A 15,373-nucleotide genomic window follows, 5' to 3' on the forward strand; every position below is an offset into this window, starting at 1 on the left:
CACCTGCCTTAAGTGAGAATTCTTGATTCGACCTGCACCGGTTTGTTCGCGCGCAGCATCAAGCCCAGGCCGACGAACAACACCGGCACGACCATCGAGAAGTGTCGGGCGAAGGAGCCGAAGTCCGGCTCGAACAAGCCTTGCACTAACAGAAACGCCAGCGGAATCGCGATCAGTTCCTTGGGTTTGGTCTGGATCGGCGCGCCCTTGTAGTCGGTCGAAGTGATGACTTTGAACAGCAGCAGTGCAGTCATGATCATCAGCGCAACGAAGATCACCTGCCCCGGCCCGGACAGCAGAATCAGCTCAACCGGGAACGACAGCCGGAAGAAAATGATCATCGAGTCCAGCGCCTGGGAGACGAAGTCACTGCCGCTGAGCCACGAGACGATCAGCGATTTCGAGCCCTCCTCGCCCGCCGTGCGCAGCTCGTTGTTGCTCGCGCGGATCGATGACACCGGAAAGCCCAGCGCCAGCTGAATGGCCATGGCCACCGCCAGATAAAACAGGAACAGCATCAGAAAGAAGGTGAAGCGCGAGACGTACTTTTTCATCACGCAGACGCCGACCCACGACAGCGAAAACAGGATCCAGTACGGCCGGATCAGCACCCCGTAAATCACCGCTGAAAGAAAAAAACCGCCGCGATATTTGCGCGTCAATGCGCTGAGCAGAATGCTCAGCACCGCCACCGACACGATGATTTCCTTGGTCAGGTTCTCGAGGAAAAACGAACGCACGATGCCCCACAGGCACAGGGTGCCGAAAATGGTCAGCGGCATGCGCCGAAACACCACCACCGGAATTGCAGTGAGGAAGAAATTGCAGAACATGCCGTAGGCCCAGGCGTTGGTCAGGTTGATCCCGGTGGGCCGCAGCAGGAATGCCGAACATTCGTAGGACGAGCGATCCGGCGAGAACGGGTTCCAGAAATTGCAGTTGTCGGCGCGCGCATATGACGACCACAAGGTCATCGCATCCGGCCCCGGATCACGCGGCACCAGCAACGGCATCGCCACTGACAGAAACAGCCCGGTGAACAGGATCAGAAAGGAAATCGACGAATCGAATTTGCGCCCACGAAACTCGATGCGCGGCAGTTTCAGGCCCATGACAGCGCAGCCTTTTTCGCGCCGCTGACACGGGTCAACACTGCAATCACACTGAGCTGCACGACGATGGCGAAAACGTTGCCCCACGCCGCGCCGTAGATCGAGTAATGCTTGATCAGCACATAGCTGACCGGCACTGAAATCAGCAGGCAGAGCGCCGCGCTGGCCAGCGACACCCGGCTGTTTTTCGAAGCAATCAAACCGCCCCAGACGATGTCGCCTATCGCCCGCAAGGCGAAGGAAAAAATCAGCACCGCGAGGAGCGCGTTATCCGGACGCGGCACGCTGGCGGCGACGTAATCGAGCAGCACATTGAAAAACACATAGATCGCCACAGCCACAACGGCGGAGACCACCAGCGAGCGCATCACCCATCTGTTGACGAACAGTTGCTTGACCGTGAATGCCTGCTGATCGGCCTGGAAACGCTTGGCCAGCACTGGAATGCCGACCACCGCCACCACCGCATACGACAACGCCTGCAAGGTGTTGGCCGCCGACCACGCGTACACATATTTACCGAGGCTGGCGTAGGGCTCCAGGTCGATGATCAGAAAGCGCTCGGCGTACTGACTCAGGGCGATCAGACCGGTGCCGAGATAGAACGGCAACCCGGCCTTCCACACCGTCGCGGTGTCCAGCGGCGCGGTTTCGCGGCCCTTGTGCACGTTCACCACGATCAAATAACCGGCGACGATCACCAGCATGTTGGCGGCGACCCACAGCCACAGCACGCTGGCGATGCCCGCGACCCAGCCGAGCACCATGCCGCCCACCGCCAACACCGCCCACAGGCCGGTCTTGATGAAGAACAGCAGAGCACCGGCGGTGGCTTTCTGCGCGGAAAACACGAAGGAATTGATTTCGAACGACAGGTGCTCGGTGAGCAGCACCAGGGTCACGCACAGGATCAACGTGGCGGTTGCTTCCACCGACTGGAACAGCGAATAGATCAGTACCGTCAGTATCGACAACAACAGCCCCACCGCCAGATACAGCAGCAGAACCTTGTCGACCACCCGCCGCGAACTGCCGCCGACGCTGATCAAACGGTTGATCTCGGAACTGAAGCCGACGCTGTAGAACTTCGACGCGATCAACGACGCCGCGACCACCACACCATAAAAGCCCAGCGCCTCGTACCCGAGGTAATGGGTGATGGCCAACACCAGCAAGAACTTCGCGCCCAAGGCTCCGCCGCGAAGCAACAGCCGAAATATCATCGAACGACACCCTTGATGATTTCGTCCATGGCCACGGTTTTCGCCCCGATCTCGCGACAGGTGTCGGTCAGGCGCTTGCCGAAATCCGCCAAGGCATTGGGCGCGTAAACGGTGTTGATGATGGTGTCGACGTCGATGTCGCCGCCGTTGATCACCCAGTCCTCGACGCCCATGTCCTGATAGGCGCCAAAGCCTTTGCGCTCGTAGCTGATGTGATACGCCGGCACGCCGGAGAGCAGCGATTCGATGGCGCCGTGCAGACGCACCGAGATCACCAGGTCCGGTTGGTACTTGGCGATGGTTGCCTTAAGCGACAGCAGGTCTTCGTTGATGCCCAGCTCGCGGTAGAACGCGCCGTCATCGTTGCCACGTACGGCGCTTTGCACGGCGCAGACCACTTTGCTTTTGTTCTTCAGACGCTGCAGCAGCAGTTTCAGATTGGCCACGTAAGCGACCTTCTTCTCCTTGCTCCACTCCGGCGGCTTGCGCAGCACCACGCAGACTGTCGCAGGCGAGGCGGCGCAGCGGGTGAATTTCGGTTGCTGAAGAATCTTGCTCGCCAGCGACTGCACGGCCAGATCCGGCGCGCGGTAGACGTTTTCGCAAGCGTCAAAAATCGCCGAGGAACGGTTGTCGCGCACGAACACCGCATCGGCGCTGGCGTAGTGTTCAACGATCTTGCTGCTCTCGCCGTGGAACGGGCCGATGCTCTGCGGCAGGTACACCGACGGCACTTTGCTGAGAATCGCGGTTTCCAGTTGCTTGGCATGGCCGAGCTTCAGCTTGATGTGCTCGAAGGCGCTTTTCGAACGCATGTAACCGCCGCCAACGCCGACGATCAGATCGGTCTTCTTCAGCAGATCGGCGAGCCCGGCGTAGGACTGATTGAGAAACACCGCTTGCTTGACCCGCCCCAGACCCTTGGCCGCCATTACCGGCGCATCGAAACGCGGGTGCGGCAAGTAGTTGAACGACTCGGGGTCGGACGCCACGACACTGATCGCGGTGTCGTCACCGAAGTTACGCTGCACCAGAGCAATGGCCAGATCGACGAGCAGACCGTCACCGGAGTTGGACGCACTGTAGCCATGCAAAATCGTTACGTTCATAAGCTTGAGTTCTACTTAATAAGTGGGAGCGTGATACAGGTCGTAGGTCTGGCGGATCATCAACGCGGCGCTGAAACGTTCGCGGACAATGCTCCGGCCTTCGTTGCCGAGGTCGAGCAGGCGCGGCTTCTGGATGATCGTCAACACGTCGGCCAGCGCCTGGTGATCGCCGGAGGGGAAGACGTAGCCGGACACTTCGTTGGTGACCAGTTCCGGCAGCGAGGTGCAGTTGCTGGCAATCACCGGCAGCCCCATGGCCATGCCTTCCAGCGGCACCATGGCAAAGCCTTCCCAGCGACTCGGCACAATCAGCGCATCGGCTTTCTGATACAGCGCCTGCACTTCACTCGGCGTCACCCACGGCAGGTACTCGACCGAATCCATCGGCGGGCACTCGACAGAGTCTTCGTTGACTGCACTGCCAACCACCGTCAGTTTGAGGTCGTTGCGATTGACCTTGGCGTAGGCCTTGAGCAGCACGTCGAAGCCTTTCTGGTAATCCAGACGCCCGACGAACAGCAGATGAATCGGCTCGGCGCCAACGCTCTTCGGTGCGTCATCCTTGTGATGAATGCCGTTGTAGATCAGCTTCATGCGCTTGCGCTCGATGCCGAAACGCGCGGCTTTATCCAGCTCGTACTGGCTGACGCAGATGATCACGTCGGTGACTTTCTGCAGCACGCGCTCGATCCACGCATAGACCTTCTGCTTGGTCGGCGAGCTTTCCATCAGGAACGAAAACGCGTGCGGGCAGTAGACGATTTTCGGCTTGCGCCATGGTCGCAACAGCACGCACACAACACGGCCGATCACCCCGGAAAAGGTGCTGTGCAAATGCACCACGTCGGGTTTTTCCTTGAGCAGCACCTGGCTCAGGCGCCAGGCGAAACGCAGCAGCGACGGCACGTTACGGCCACTGCGTGGAAAGGTGCGCACCTGCTGCGGGGCGATGCCGTGCAGCTCCTTGGCCTGATCCTCGGGCACCAGATAGACCAGTTGATAATTCGCCGCGTCACCTTCAGGCGATGCCGAGATCGTGCGGATCACCGTCGCCACGCCACCTTTGATCGTCTCTGCCACGTGCAGTATTTTTTTCACAACTCACCCACTTCAAACAGGAAAGAACAATCGGCAACCATCAGGACTTGTCGGACGCGTATTCGTAGTTGTAATAGCCAGTGCCGCCGTAATAGCTGGCCGCACGCTTCTCGACGCCGTTGAACACCGCGCCTTTCAACTCGATGCCGTTCTGGGCGAAGCGGCGAATGGTCAGTTCGATCTCTTTGGCCGGGTTCACCCCGAAGCGGGTGACGATCAGGCTGATGCCGGCCTCGCGACCGACGATGGCGGCATCGGTCACTGCCAGCAGTGGCGGCGTGTCGATGATTACCAGGTCGTAGCGCTCGCTGAGCTCTGCCAGCAGTTCGCGGAAGTTGGCGTGCATCAGCAGCTCGGAAGGATTGGGCGGCACCTGTCCCCGGCTGATGAAGTGCAGGTTGTCGACTTCGACCTTGTTGATCGCCTGTTCAAGGGTGCAGCGCTTGACCAGCAGGTCGGACAAACCATTGCTGATCGGGGTGTTGAGGGTTTTGTGCAGGTGCCCTTTGCGCATGTCGGCATCGATCAGCACCACGCGCTGGCCGCTCAGGGCCATGACCGCCGCGAGGTTGGACGAGACGAAGGTCTTGCCGACCTGCGGGCTCGGCCCGGAAATCATGATGCGGTTGTTGGACGAATCGAGCCCGGCAAAATGCAGGCAGGTGCGCAGGCTGCGGATCGATTCGATCGACAGATCGGTCGGGTTGCGCAGCGCCAGCAGGTACGCAGGTTTGTCGACGCCGTCGCGGGCGCGGCCCTTTTTGTTGTCCTCTTCTTCCTGCAAGGCGCTGTAGGGAATCGACGCATAAACCGGCAGGCCCAACTGCTCGATGCCCTCCGGGCCTTCAAGGCCTCGGCTGAGGGATTTGCGCAGCAGCACCAGCGCCACGCCGACAAACGCGCCGAGCAATGTCGCGATCAGCACGATCAGTGGTTTTTTGGGTTTGATCGGATTGGTCAGGTCGACATCGGCAGTGTCGATCAGGCGCACGTTACCGACGGCCCCGGCGCGGACGATGTCGAGTTCTTGCGATTTGTTCAGCAACTGCGTGTAGATCTGCGAAGCCACCTCGACGTCGCGGGTCAGGTTGAGCAGTTCCTGCTGGGTGGCCGGCAAGTCCTGAACCTTGCCTTCGAGGGATTTCTGCTGCTGGGTCAATTCGCCGATCTGCGTCATCAAGGCGCGGTAGGCCGGGTGCTGTTTGGTGAACTTGCGATCGAGTTCGGCCTGCTGCATTTTCAGCTCGGAGATGCGCGTTTCCAGCGCCACCGACTGGCCCAGCACCGACTGGGTTTCCAGCGAGATGTTCACGGTCTTGCCGTGGGTCTGGTAGGCATTCAAGGCGTCGCTGGCCTTGGCCAGATCACGCTTGACCTGGGGCAACTGGCTTTGCAGAAACGCGAGACTCTGCGCGGCTTCCGCCGAGGTGCGCCGTACGTTCTGTTCGACGTAGAGCGAGGCGATCTTGTTGAGAATCTTCACCGCCTCGGCCGCGTCGGAGCTGGCCAGCGCCAGACGAATGATCCCCGACTCCTTGCCTTGTTCGGAGATATCCAGCGCGTCCTGATAGCCCTGAATGGTCACGATCCGAGGATTGCGCACCACCTGAAAACGCGTGCCGGGGTTGGCCGACAAGTGCGCGATCTGCCCTTCTACGCCGTCGTTGGCAAACGCTTCGCCGGCCACGCCTTCGGCGAGCAGATTGTCGTTTTCATCGAACAGTTGAAAACGCTGCTGCTCGCCGGCGATCAGGGTGAGTTTCTTGCCGAGCAGGTCTTTCGGCAATTGCAGCCGGTTGAACTCCAGACGCTCCCCACCCCAGGCGTAACTGTTCAGGCCGAAACGCGGCGGCGCGACGCTGGTCTCGCTGTCACCGCGATAGCGCCGTGAGAGAAAGCCGCCGATCAACGGGAACGTGTTGGGGGTGACGTCGATATCCAGGCGCAGGTCGTCAACGGTTTTGCCGATCACCGCGCGGGATTTGATGATGCCGATTTCGGTCACCGACGGCGATTGCCCGCCGAGCATGCTGTTGAGGTCGGAGAAACCGAGCATGTCGTTCTTTTTCGGTTCGACCTGCACCAGCGCGTTCGCCAGGTACACCGGCGTTGCCAGAACCGCATAGGCGACGCCGGTGACCATGAAGGCACCGGTCAGCGCGCCGATCAGCCACTTCTGGTCGATCAGGCTGCCGAAGATGCCGAGCAGATCAATACTGTCTTGATCATTGTCGCGAGTGCCGATTACGGACGGTAACTGCATAAGTCTGTTCTTACCATTTACTGTTCTGAAGAAGATTCATCAATGCCCGAGACGCTTCGCCCATGAACTAACAGCATCTTCGATCAATGCGTGGGCATGAATAAACGCGGCTTTGCCTTGACGATACGGATCATGTATTTCGCGCTCGCTCTGCCACTTGCCGAGCAGAAACACTTTGCCTCGGGCGTGCGAGGCAATCTTCAGCACTTGATTGACGTGGGTCTTTTCCATGACCAGGATCAGGTCCGAGTCATTGACAATGTCCGAAGTCAGTTGCCGCGCCTTGAAGGCCTCGGCGCAATGCCCGTGTTCTTCGAGAACCTGCCGCGCCGAGGCCTCCACGCCCTCGCCGACGCGGGCGGACAGGCCGGCGGAGGACACCGTAATGGCGGACTGGCCCAGCGCGTTGCGCAGCAGCAGTTCGGCCGTCGGACTTCGGCATATATTGCCCACGCAGACAACGAGGATCTTTTTGAACAAGTCTTGCTTTCCTGTGTAATATCAAACAGCCAACATGCCGTGAAAGTTAATGAACCCTCTCGACTTTCCTGCACTCAGAAATAGCTTCGCCCTGTTAGTACAGGAACATTAAGTACCACAGCGTTTTAAGCCGCCCCAACCACAATTAGCGGACTAAAAATAACTGTGATTTTCAGTTGCTGCTTTCCTGACAAAAAATAACATTCGCGCACTTAGTGCCATCACCGTTATCGGAAATTGAGTAACGGGATAAATATTCGTAGTTGTCATTCTCTTCAGGAGAGCAGACATGAAAACAGCACAGCGCAATACACTCGCCGCCCTCACCCTGATGGCCCTCGGTGCCACCAGCCAGGTTCACGCCAGTGAGCTGTTCCCCAACCTTCCAGCGAAAACCATCGGCGTGCAGGTGAAAATCCAGAGCTTCACCGCCGCCGATGCCGCACAAATCAAGGCCGCAGGCTTCAGCTTTGTGCGCTTCGGAGTGTGGAGTGACAGCCTCACCGCCAAGACTTATCAGAAACAGGTCAGCGACGCCTTCGCCGCCGCCGCTTCCGCCGGCCTGCCGGTGCTGCTGACGGTGCGCGCGATCAAGGCATTGCCGGCCACTTCGCCAGAGGAGCTGAACGCCGCCGGCGCTAAGTTCGCCAACACCGTGACCGGGCTGGAAAAAACCTGGAGTTCGCAATTGGTGGCGATCGAAATCTGGAACGAGCCGGATCTGGAAACCTATTGGCCGACGCGCAATTTCGATACCACCTTCGTGCCGTTCATGGCTGGCATGTGCAAGGCCTTCGAAGGTCAGCCGCAGACGACGCCACGGGTCGGTTTCGGCTTCGCCCGGCCGCCAAGCGCGGGCTCGGCGTCGACGGTGGCGATGAAAAGTATCGTCAGCGATTACCCGAAATGCCTCAACGCGGTTTCGTATCATCCTTATGGGATGACCGCGACGCAGATCAGCAACGCACAGACCTTCATCCAGCAGAACTTCAATCTGCCGGGGGTCATCAGTGAATGGGGGGTTTCGGCCCTCGCCTCCAACGGTGGTCCCGAGGGGCAAGCGACCAAGATCAACGCGTTTATTACCGACGTTAAACGCCTCAATATTCCGCTGACCTCTATCTATGAATGGCGGAACAGTGATTCCGGCAGCAACGATCGCGAGAAGAACTTCGGCTTTCTCACCTCTGACGGCCAGCCAAAACCGGCACGCTTGTCGGTGGAAGGTCTGTTGAACGCTGAGTAAACCTTGGGCAACCGGTCTGTTCACAGGTCGGTTGCTTTGAACCTGTGGGCTGTTTTGGCATCGTATTCAGCGACACCGCGCCCCGCCTTTCAAACAATCGTTTTCAGGTTGTTGCCGCAGGGGCCATCGATCCACGAATGCACCCTTGAGTGCCCGTCAGCGCTCGGGTAATGTCTTCAGACCCATAGGATAGAGCACGCCCATGACTTCCAAGCTGGAACAACTCAAACAGTTCACCACCGTGGTTGCCGACACCGGCGACTTCGAAGCGATCGCCCGAGTCAAACCGACCGATGCCACCACCAACCCTTCCCTGCTGCTCAAGGCCTCGGCCATTCACGGTTACGCCGAACTGCTGAACGATTGCGTTCGCGACTGCAAGGGCGATGTCGGCCTGGCCAGCGACCGTTTCGGCGTCGCAGTGGGCAAGGAAATTCTCAACGTGGTTCCGGGCCGCATCTCCACCGAAGTGGATGCGCGCCTGTCCTTCGACCAGGATGCGATCCTCAAGCGTGCGCATCGTCTGATCGAGCTGTACGACAAGGCCGGCGTCGGCCGCGACCGCGTGCTGATCAAGATCGCCTCGACCTGGGAAGGCATCCGCGCCGCCGAGATTCTCGAGAAGGAAGGCATCCAGACCAACCTGACCCTGCTGTTCTCCTTCGCCCAGGCGGCCGCCTGCGCCGACGCCGGCGTGTTCCTGATTTCACCGTTCGTGGGCCGTATCTACGACTGGTACAAGAAGGCCAACGGCAACGACTACACCGGCGCTGATGATCCGGGCGTGCAGTCGGTGACGCGCATCTACAACTACTACAAGGCCAACGACTACAAGACCGTGGTCATGGGCGCGAGCTTCCGTAACATCAACCAGATCGAACAACTGGCTGGCTGTGATCGCCTGACCATCAGCCCGGAACTGCTGGAGAAGCTGGCCGCCGATACCGGCAAGCTGGAACGCAAACTGGCACCGGGCAATGCCGGTGAAGCGCGTCTGAGCCTCAACGAAGCGCAATTCCGCTGGTTGTCCAACGAAGACGCGATGGCCACCGAGAAACTGGCTGAAGGCATCCGTCAGTTCGCCCGCGACCAGGAGAAGCTGGAAGCGTTGCTGCAGGCCAAGCTGTGATTTGAGTTTGTAGAACGCAAAAAGGGCGAACCTGTGAGGGTTCGCCCTTTTTTATGGTAACTGCTGATCAAAATGTGGGAGCGAGCCTGCTCGCGAAGAGGCCGCCCATGCATCCTCAATTCACTGGATCAATGCCGCTCCAGCGCATTCACCAGATCATGAAACGCTTCACGATTGGAATCGTTCAGGCCCATGAGAATCTTGTGCGCTTCCAGCACCTTGATTCGCACCACTTCTTCGGATTGGTCCTGATCCGGCAGGTCGTCCAGGCACTCCGGGCACGGCACCGGGTGGTTGACGATGTTGAACACCTGCTCGAAGCCCATCGACTGCAAAAGCCGAGTGATGTCTTCGTGGGTGGTGACAACCGTCGGCAACAGGCCGACCTTCTGCCGCGACAGGATCGACAGTTTGGCCAGCAGGCCGAGGGTGGTGCTGTCGATGCTGCGGGTTTCGGTCAAATCGATCACGATCGCGTTGAAATTCGCCGCGGTGAAGATTTTCTCAATAGTCGCATCCAACGCCGAACACAGGGTCAGGCGGACTTCACCGACGAACTTCAGCACGAAGGTGCCGCCCTGCTCGGCGAATTGGATTCTACCGGTACTCATTAAAGATTCCTGCTCAACACCAACAGGGCGATATCATCCGGCATCTCCCCTAGCGTGGCCAAACCAAACACTTGCCGCAGACCATCCAGGCTGCCGCCCGCTGACTTCACCCGTTCGGGCAAAGCAGCCTCTTTTTCTTTGAGCGTTGCTTCCGGCAAAAGGTCCAGAATGCCATCAGACATCAGCGTCAGGCTGAACGTCGGCGGCAGCTCAAGCACGTGGTCTTCGTAGGTGGCTTCATTGAAAAGCCCCACCGGCAGGCCACGGCCTTCGAGATAACGAACACTGTCAGGCGTGTACAACACAGGCAAAGGCAGATGGCCGCCAATGCTATAGGTCAACAAACCGGTCTCCTCGTCGATGACTCCACCGACCATTGTGACGTGTTTACCCAGCTTACAACTGATCAGCCCCCGGTTGATATGACCGAGCACTTCCGAAGGCTTGAACTCCGGCAAGGTACCGCTGCGTTTCGATTCGAAGAGCAAACGCGTGGTCATGAACTTCAGCAGCACGGTGACGAAGGCCGATGACGCGCCATGCCCGGAAACATCCGCCAGATAAAACGCGACCCGGCGCTCGTCAACGCGGAAATAGTCGACAAAATCACCCGACAGGTACAGCGACGGGATGATCTGGTGGGCAAAATTGAATTCGTCAATGCTCCACGGGCTTTCCGGCAGCATGTTCATCTGCACCTGGCGACCGGCGTTCTGGTCTTCCTGGAGCAGGTTCAGGCTGGCTTCGAGCTCGCGGTTGGCCTTTTCCAGCTTCTCGCTGTAGCGCTGGTTTTCCAGCAGCAGCCGCGCACGATCCAGGGCCCGGCGCACGGAGTGCTCGAGCACAGCCAGATCTTCGAGAGGCTTGATCAGGTAATCCGCCGCGCCCAGGCGCAGGGCCTCGACCGCGTCGTTCATCACCCCGGCACCCGAGACCACGATCACCGGTGTATCGGGTGAGCGCTCGGTGACCTGACGGATCAGTTCGAGACCGCCCATCTGCGGCATGCGCAGATCGCAGATGACCAGATCGGGCTCGTCTTGCTCGAATACCTGAAGACCCTGTTGACCGTTGCCGGCCTGCAGGACGCTGAAACCACTGTCTTCCAGATAGGCCGCGAGGCTCGCGCGCACTACCTCGTCATCATCGATTATCAGCAGCGTGGCACTGGTTTTTGGCATGTGGGCAAACGGCGCCAGAATTAGGTTGGCGTAGTGAGCGGGGCAACGGCCCTGCGCAGACTACTGGATTCGCTTTCTAGCCTCTCTGTTGCAGCGCTTTCAAGCATTCGCCTGGCGCGCGGTTTTAAACAGAGGTGCCCTTCTAAGGCGCAGACGGTACTCCCATCCGCAGAGCGTTTCAAGCATGCGCCGATTGTCGCTTGACGACTTTGTTTGTCAAATCACCGGGAGTTATAAGAACCGCTTCAACGGTAACCCGATGGAAGGTAGCGGCAGTCGCCGGTGACGCTCTGGCACGGACAAAAAAGGCGACCCGAGGGTCGCCTTTCTGTCGCCGGTCGAAATCAGAAATCGTCTTCGACCTGACCGTCCTTCACCTTGAACTCGCGGTTTTGCAGGTAAGCATTGCGGATGAAGGTGTATTTGTCGCCGCTGATTAGCTTCTCGCTCGACAGCAGGCTGGCGCGGGTGTCGACGATGTTCAGGCCGAAGATCGAGTTACGTGTCGGCACGTGGTCGATGTAGCGGTACGCGCCGGTGAAGCTGTCGACGTATTTCGACGGTGCGTCACGCAGGGTGCTCGGGCCCATCAGCGGCAGCATCACGTACGGGCCGCTGCCCACGCCCCAGTAACCGAGGGTCTGACCGAAGTCTTCGTCGCTGCGGTTCAAGCCCATCTTGGTGCCGACGTCGAAGAAGCCGAGCAGACCGAAGGTGGTGTTGAAAATCAGTCGGGCGGTATCAACGCCCGCTGCAGCCGGTTTGGCCTGGAGAATGTTGTTCGCCAGGTTGGTCACGTCACCGACGTTGCGGAACATATTGTGAATGCCGTCTTCAACGAACTGCGGGGTGATGAACTCATAACCCTGCGCCAATGGCTTAAGCGCGTAGGTGTCAACGAAGTCGTTGAACTGGAAAATCGGCCGGTTGACGCTTTCCCAAGGGTCTTCTTCGGTGGCCGCCTGGGTGGCGAACGGCGCCAGCAACAGGCTGGCACATACACTTAGCTGAGTGAGCGAAGGGCTCCAGCGCATAGAAAAACTCCTTGGATTTGATACTGGCGCGGACCTCTCGGCCCAAGCATTAAGGCCGCTAGTATAAGCATAAACGGCGATTTGGGCAGTGCGCCGCTGCAAGGATATGCAGGAAGTTTCCCACGCAGGCTTTCACCCGCCTGTCATGCAACTGTCACCCGCGCGCCCTAGTCTTGAGCGTTATTTCAGGGACGTTGCCATGACTCACGCCGAAACCTTGCCCGTCGCCGCGCCCGGCCTGACTGCCGTGCTGTTCGGCCTGAGCGGTTGCCTGGTGGATTTCGGTGCCCGCGCCGCGCAAGAGCTCAACGCCGAGCCGGAACATGCCAAAACTACACCCGGCGCACTCGATAGCCTGAAAAGTTTGCAGCGCCAGGGAATTCCCTGCGCGTGGCTCGACGAATTGCCCCCTGCCCTCGCTCAGCCACTGGCCGCCTCGCTGCCAGACTGGATCAAACCGACGCAACATTCAGCAACAATGAATCCGTGGCCAGCGCCCAACGCGTGCTGGCAGGCGTTGATGAGTTTGAACATCGACCGCCTCGACGGCTGCGTGCTGGTCAGTGGTGAGCCGCGCCTGTTACAGGCCGGTCTGAATGCCGGGTTATGGACGATTGGCCTGGCGTCCTGTGGCTCGCTATGCGGACTCAGCCCGAGCGAGTGGCAGGCTTTGTCACAAAAGGAACGCGAAAAGTTGCGCGGCAAGGCAACCGTGCAGTTGTTCGGCCTGGGTGTGCATTCGGTGATCGATCATCTCGGCGAACTGGACGCCTGCCTCGCCGACATTAGCTTGCGCCGCGCCAAAGGCGAAAAGCCCTGATCGGCGTCATGCAGGTTTACCGAGAGTGGATTAATCTAAAGGTCAGCCATAGACCTTTGGCGCGTGGCTGCGGTCAATGCCAGTGCCTATTGATAAAAGGAAACCACCATGCCCGCCCAAGAACTGCAAAAACAGCTCGATACCCTGCGCGAGCAGCTGGAACACAATCCACCGCTGTCGGAAGCCGAGCGTGAGGATCTGCATGCGCTGATGGCGCAGATCGAATCGGAAATCCAGCTGGAAACTGCCACCCAGGACGCGAGCATCGCCGACGGCGTGAACCTGGCGGTCGAGCGCTTCGAAGTCGAACACCCGGCGATCGCCGGCACCCTGCGCAATATCATGAATACGCTGGGCAGCATGGGCATCTGACGCCCCGCCGTACAAAAAAGCCCTGCCAGCGATGGCAGGGCTTTTTCATTTGCAAAATGTGCCTGCAAGCCCTTGTGGGAGCGAGCCTGCTCGCGAAGGCGTCGTGTCAGTCGACATCATCGTTGAATGAAACACCGCATTCGCGAGCAGGCTCGCTCCCACAAGGGATATCGCACATTCCGTTTCTTATTGACGTACGAGCCGGTGATTCGGCAGCTGCACCTCTTCAGTGCTGCGATACGGGTTGATATCCAGCCCACCCCGGCGCACATAGCGCGCAAACACCGTGAGTTTCTCCGGCTTCAACAACCGCTGCAGATCGAGAAAAATCCGCTCCACGCATTGCTCATGGAAGTCCGAATGCTGGCGGAAGCTGACGATGTACTCCAGCAGGCTGGCGTGATCCAGCGCCGCGCCGCGATATTCCACCACGACGCTGCCCCAGTCCGGCTGGCTGGTCACCGGGCAGTTGGATTTGAGCAGATGGCTGTGCACGCTCTCCTCGACCACGCGCGAATTGTCGCAACGCAGCAGCTCCGGACGCGGGTGCTCATAATTGCTGACGCTGATATCCAGATCGTCGATGCACACGCCCGGCAACGCCACCACGCCTTCAGCTTCCACGTCTTTCATACTGCGCACCCGCACGCCCACCGGTTTGCCGGCAGCGGCGGACAGATCCTTGACCAGCGTAGCTTGCAATGTGGCAACGTCGGCGAACGGCGTCTGGTTCAGCGAGTTGAGGTAGAGCTTGAACGACTTCGATTCGATGATGTTCGGCGAATCCGCCGGAATGCTGAATTCAGCGATCGCCACCACCGGCTTGCCCGAGGGCAGCAGCCACGACAGCTCGAAGCAGTTCCAGAAATCCACGCCTTTGTACGGCAGGGTTTCGGCGGTCAGGCCCAGCTCGGCCCATTTCGCGGTACGCGGAATCGGGAACAGCAGGGACGGCGTGTAAGTGGCGATGTATTCGCTGGATTTGCCCAGCGGCGAATGTTCGGCTGCGGGATGCATGGCGGAAACCTGACTGAAGAATCAGCGGATTCTACCAGCCTTTGCCCGCGCCTTTGAGTGCTTACTGACTGACTGTCAGTTTGCCGACCATGCCGGCCTGATAATGCCCGGGGATATTGCAGGCAAACTCGAGCGCCGTGGCCTTGCTGAAAGTCCAGGTCAACTCGGCGGTTTTGCCCGGCTCGACCAGCACGCTGTTGAGGTCGTCATGCTGCATGCCATGGCCCATCGCTGCGTGATCCATGCCCGCCATGTCGTGGGACATTTCTTTCATGCCGGTAGGCGTAAGCATGCCGCTTTGCTGCATCTGCAACATTTCCTGCTGGTGACTGGCATGCATCGCTGCATCACCGAGATTGAATTCGTGCAGTAACTGGCCTTTATTCACCAGCACAAAGCGAACCGTCTCACCGGCCTTGACCTGTATGGATTTCGGGTCGAAGTTCATGTCGCCCATGACGATTTCGATACTGCGCGTAGCCTGGCTCGCCGCTGCCGGCTGGCCGAAGGCGAAGGTGTGCACCGGTGTCGCCCAGGCTGGCGTACTCAATGCCAGCAGACAGGCGGCTATTTTCAGCGAGGTGCGCAAAAACATGGTCGTACTCCAACAAGAGAAGGTTCAGCCTGTGGGAAACTCTAGCCACCCTGGGCTGGCATCGACCTGACAGGCAGATTACA

At 59.1% G+C, this 15,373-nt stretch carries 15 protein-coding genes; 4 read left to right on the top strand and 11 right to left on the bottom strand.

The window, feature by feature from the left end:
- Positions 1-8 precede the first annotated feature (8 nt).
- From ACYSTU_RS20385 to ACYSTU_RS20410, 6 genes are read right to left on the bottom strand one after another with little or no spacing between them, the layout of a single operon-like run.
- Positions 9-1,112 carry a hypothetical protein gene (locus ACYSTU_RS20385; RefSeq protein WP_016775461.1) on the bottom strand — a complete coding sequence of 368 codons (1,104 nt, stop codon included), beginning with the start codon at positions 1,110-1,112 and terminating at the stop codon, positions 9-11.
- A complete protein-coding gene (locus tag ACYSTU_RS20390) occupies positions 1,103-2,335 on the bottom strand; it encodes an MATE family efflux transporter (RefSeq protein WP_499001256.1) in 1,233 nt (410 codons plus the stop codon). Before ACYSTU_RS20390 ends, ACYSTU_RS20385 begins: the two co-directional genes overlap by 10 nt.
- Complete coding sequence (locus ACYSTU_RS20395) at positions 2,332-3,444, bottom strand: polysaccharide pyruvyl transferase family protein (protein WP_499001259.1); 1,113 nt, start codon at positions 3,442-3,444, stop codon at positions 2,332-2,334. Before ACYSTU_RS20395 ends, ACYSTU_RS20390 begins: the two co-directional genes overlap by 4 nt.
- A 15-nt stretch (positions 3,445-3,459) precedes the next feature.
- Positions 3,460-4,542, bottom strand: a complete 1,083-nt coding sequence (locus ACYSTU_RS20400) for a glycosyltransferase (RefSeq protein WP_499001261.1) — start codon at positions 4,540-4,542, stop codon at positions 3,460-3,462.
- 40 nt (positions 4,543-4,582) lie between these two features.
- Positions 4,583-6,805 carry a polysaccharide biosynthesis tyrosine autokinase gene (locus ACYSTU_RS20405; RefSeq protein ID WP_499001263.1) on the bottom strand — a complete coding sequence of 741 codons (2,223 nt, stop codon included), beginning with the start codon at positions 6,803-6,805 and terminating at the stop codon, positions 4,583-4,585.
- 39 nt (positions 6,806-6,844) lie between these two features.
- Positions 6,845-7,285, bottom strand: coding sequence for a low molecular weight protein-tyrosine-phosphatase (locus ACYSTU_RS20410; protein ID WP_041477312.1), 441 nt, complete (start codon positions 7,283-7,285; stop codon positions 6,845-6,847).
- Positions 7,286-7,574: 289 nt separating this feature from the next.
- Between ACYSTU_RS20410 and ACYSTU_RS20415 the strand changes: the two genes are divergently transcribed.
- Together ACYSTU_RS20415 and tal are read left to right on the top strand one after the other, a co-directional pair.
- Positions 7,575-8,531, top strand: coding sequence for a cellulase family glycosylhydrolase (locus tag ACYSTU_RS20415; RefSeq protein WP_207809356.1), 957 nt, complete (start codon positions 7,575-7,577; stop codon positions 8,529-8,531).
- Positions 8,532-8,733: 202 nt separating this feature from the next.
- The gene (gene tal, locus ACYSTU_RS20420) at positions 8,734-9,660 is read left to right on the top strand and encodes a transaldolase (protein WP_016775468.1); all 927 of its coding nucleotides are present in this window, start codon (positions 8,734-8,736) and stop codon (positions 9,658-9,660) included.
- Positions 9,661-9,788: 128 nt separating this feature from the next.
- Here tal and rssC read toward each other — a convergent pair whose 3' ends face one another.
- The 3 genes from rssC to ACYSTU_RS20435 form a co-directional block, all read right to left on the bottom strand.
- The gene (rssC, locus tag ACYSTU_RS20425) at positions 9,789-10,271 is read right to left on the bottom strand and encodes an anti-sigma factor antagonist RssC (protein ID WP_122880638.1); all 483 of its coding nucleotides are present in this window, start codon (positions 10,269-10,271) and stop codon (positions 9,789-9,791) included.
- Positions 10,271-11,452, bottom strand: coding sequence for a two-component system response regulator RssB (gene rssB / locus ACYSTU_RS20430; protein ID WP_024013622.1), 1,182 nt, complete (start codon positions 11,450-11,452; stop codon positions 10,271-10,273). Before rssB ends, rssC begins: the two co-directional genes overlap by 1 nt.
- Positions 11,453-11,796: 344 nt before the next feature.
- Complete coding sequence (locus ACYSTU_RS20435; protein WP_016775470.1) at positions 11,797-12,486, bottom strand: MlaA family lipoprotein; 690 nt, start codon at positions 12,484-12,486, stop codon at positions 11,797-11,799.
- Positions 12,487-12,685: 199 nt separating this feature from the next.
- Between ACYSTU_RS20435 and pcrP the strand changes: the two genes are divergently transcribed.
- Positions 12,686-13,306, top strand: a complete 621-nt coding sequence (gene pcrP / locus ACYSTU_RS20440) for an HAD superfamily inactivated hydrolase PcrP (RefSeq protein WP_499001269.1) — start codon at positions 12,686-12,688, stop codon at positions 13,304-13,306.
- Between the two features lie 108 nt (positions 13,307-13,414).
- Positions 13,415-13,678: a DUF4404 family protein gene (locus tag ACYSTU_RS20445; protein ID WP_016775472.1), complete on the top strand. Its 264-nt coding sequence runs from the start codon at positions 13,415-13,417 to the stop codon at positions 13,676-13,678.
- Positions 13,679-13,864: 186 nt separating this feature from the next.
- Here ACYSTU_RS20445 and queF read toward each other — a convergent pair whose 3' ends face one another.
- Together queF and copI are read right to left on the bottom strand one after the other, a co-directional pair.
- Positions 13,865-14,695, bottom strand: a complete 831-nt coding sequence (gene queF, locus ACYSTU_RS20450) for an NADPH-dependent 7-cyano-7-deazaguanine reductase QueF (protein WP_499001271.1) — start codon at positions 14,693-14,695, stop codon at positions 13,865-13,867.
- 61 nt (positions 14,696-14,756) lie between these two features.
- Positions 14,757-15,290: a copper-resistant cuproprotein CopI gene (gene copI, locus ACYSTU_RS20455; RefSeq protein ID WP_499001273.1), complete on the bottom strand. Its 534-nt coding sequence runs from the start codon at positions 15,288-15,290 to the stop codon at positions 14,757-14,759.
- Between the last annotated feature and the right edge of the window lie 83 nt (positions 15,291-15,373).

It is taken from the genome of Pseudomonas glycinis, from assembly GCF_054871425.1.

What these genes read in the sequence shown, in the direction of transcription:
- ACYSTU_RS20385 (WP_016775461.1), bottom strand. Translation starts at nt 1,112, where the DNA reads ATGGGCCTGAAACTGCCGCGCATCGAGTTTCGTGGGCGCAAATTCGAT.
- ACYSTU_RS20390 (WP_499001256.1), bottom strand. Translation starts at nt 2,335, where the DNA reads ATGATATTTCGGCTGTTGCTTCGCGGCGGAGCCTTGGGCGCGAAGTTC.
- ACYSTU_RS20395 (WP_499001259.1), bottom strand. Translation starts at nt 3,444, where the DNA reads ATGAACGTAACGATTTTGCATGGCTACAGTGCGTCCAACTCCGGTGAC.
- ACYSTU_RS20405 (WP_499001263.1), bottom strand. Translation starts at nt 6,805, where the DNA reads ATGCAGTTACCGTCCGTAATCGGCACTCGCGACAATGATCAAGACAGT.
- ACYSTU_RS20415 (WP_207809356.1), top strand. Translation starts at nt 7,575, where the DNA reads ATGAAAACAGCACAGCGCAATACACTCGCCGCCCTCACCCTGATGGCC.
- tal (WP_016775468.1), top strand. Translation starts at nt 8,734, where the DNA reads ATGACTTCCAAGCTGGAACAACTCAAACAGTTCACCACCGTGGTTGCC.
- rssC (WP_122880638.1), bottom strand. Translation starts at nt 10,271, where the DNA reads ATGAGTACCGGTAGAATCCAATTCGCCGAGCAGGGCGGCACCTTCGTG.
- rssB (WP_024013622.1), bottom strand. Translation starts at nt 11,452, where the DNA reads ATGCCAAAAACCAGTGCCACGCTGCTGATAATCGATGATGACGAGGTA.
- ACYSTU_RS20435 (WP_016775470.1), bottom strand. Translation starts at nt 12,486, where the DNA reads ATGCGCTGGAGCCCTTCGCTCACTCAGCTAAGTGTATGTGCCAGCCTG.
- pcrP (WP_499001269.1), top strand. Translation starts at nt 12,686, where the DNA reads ATGACTCACGCCGAAACCTTGCCCGTCGCCGCGCCCGGCCTGACTGCC.
- ACYSTU_RS20445 (WP_016775472.1), top strand. Translation starts at nt 13,415, where the DNA reads ATGCCCGCCCAAGAACTGCAAAAACAGCTCGATACCCTGCGCGAGCAG.
- queF (WP_499001271.1), bottom strand. Translation starts at nt 14,695, where the DNA reads ATGCATCCCGCAGCCGAACATTCGCCGCTGGGCAAATCCAGCGAATAC.
- copI (WP_499001273.1), bottom strand. Translation starts at nt 15,290, where the DNA reads ATGTTTTTGCGCACCTCGCTGAAAATAGCCGCCTGTCTGCTGGCATTG.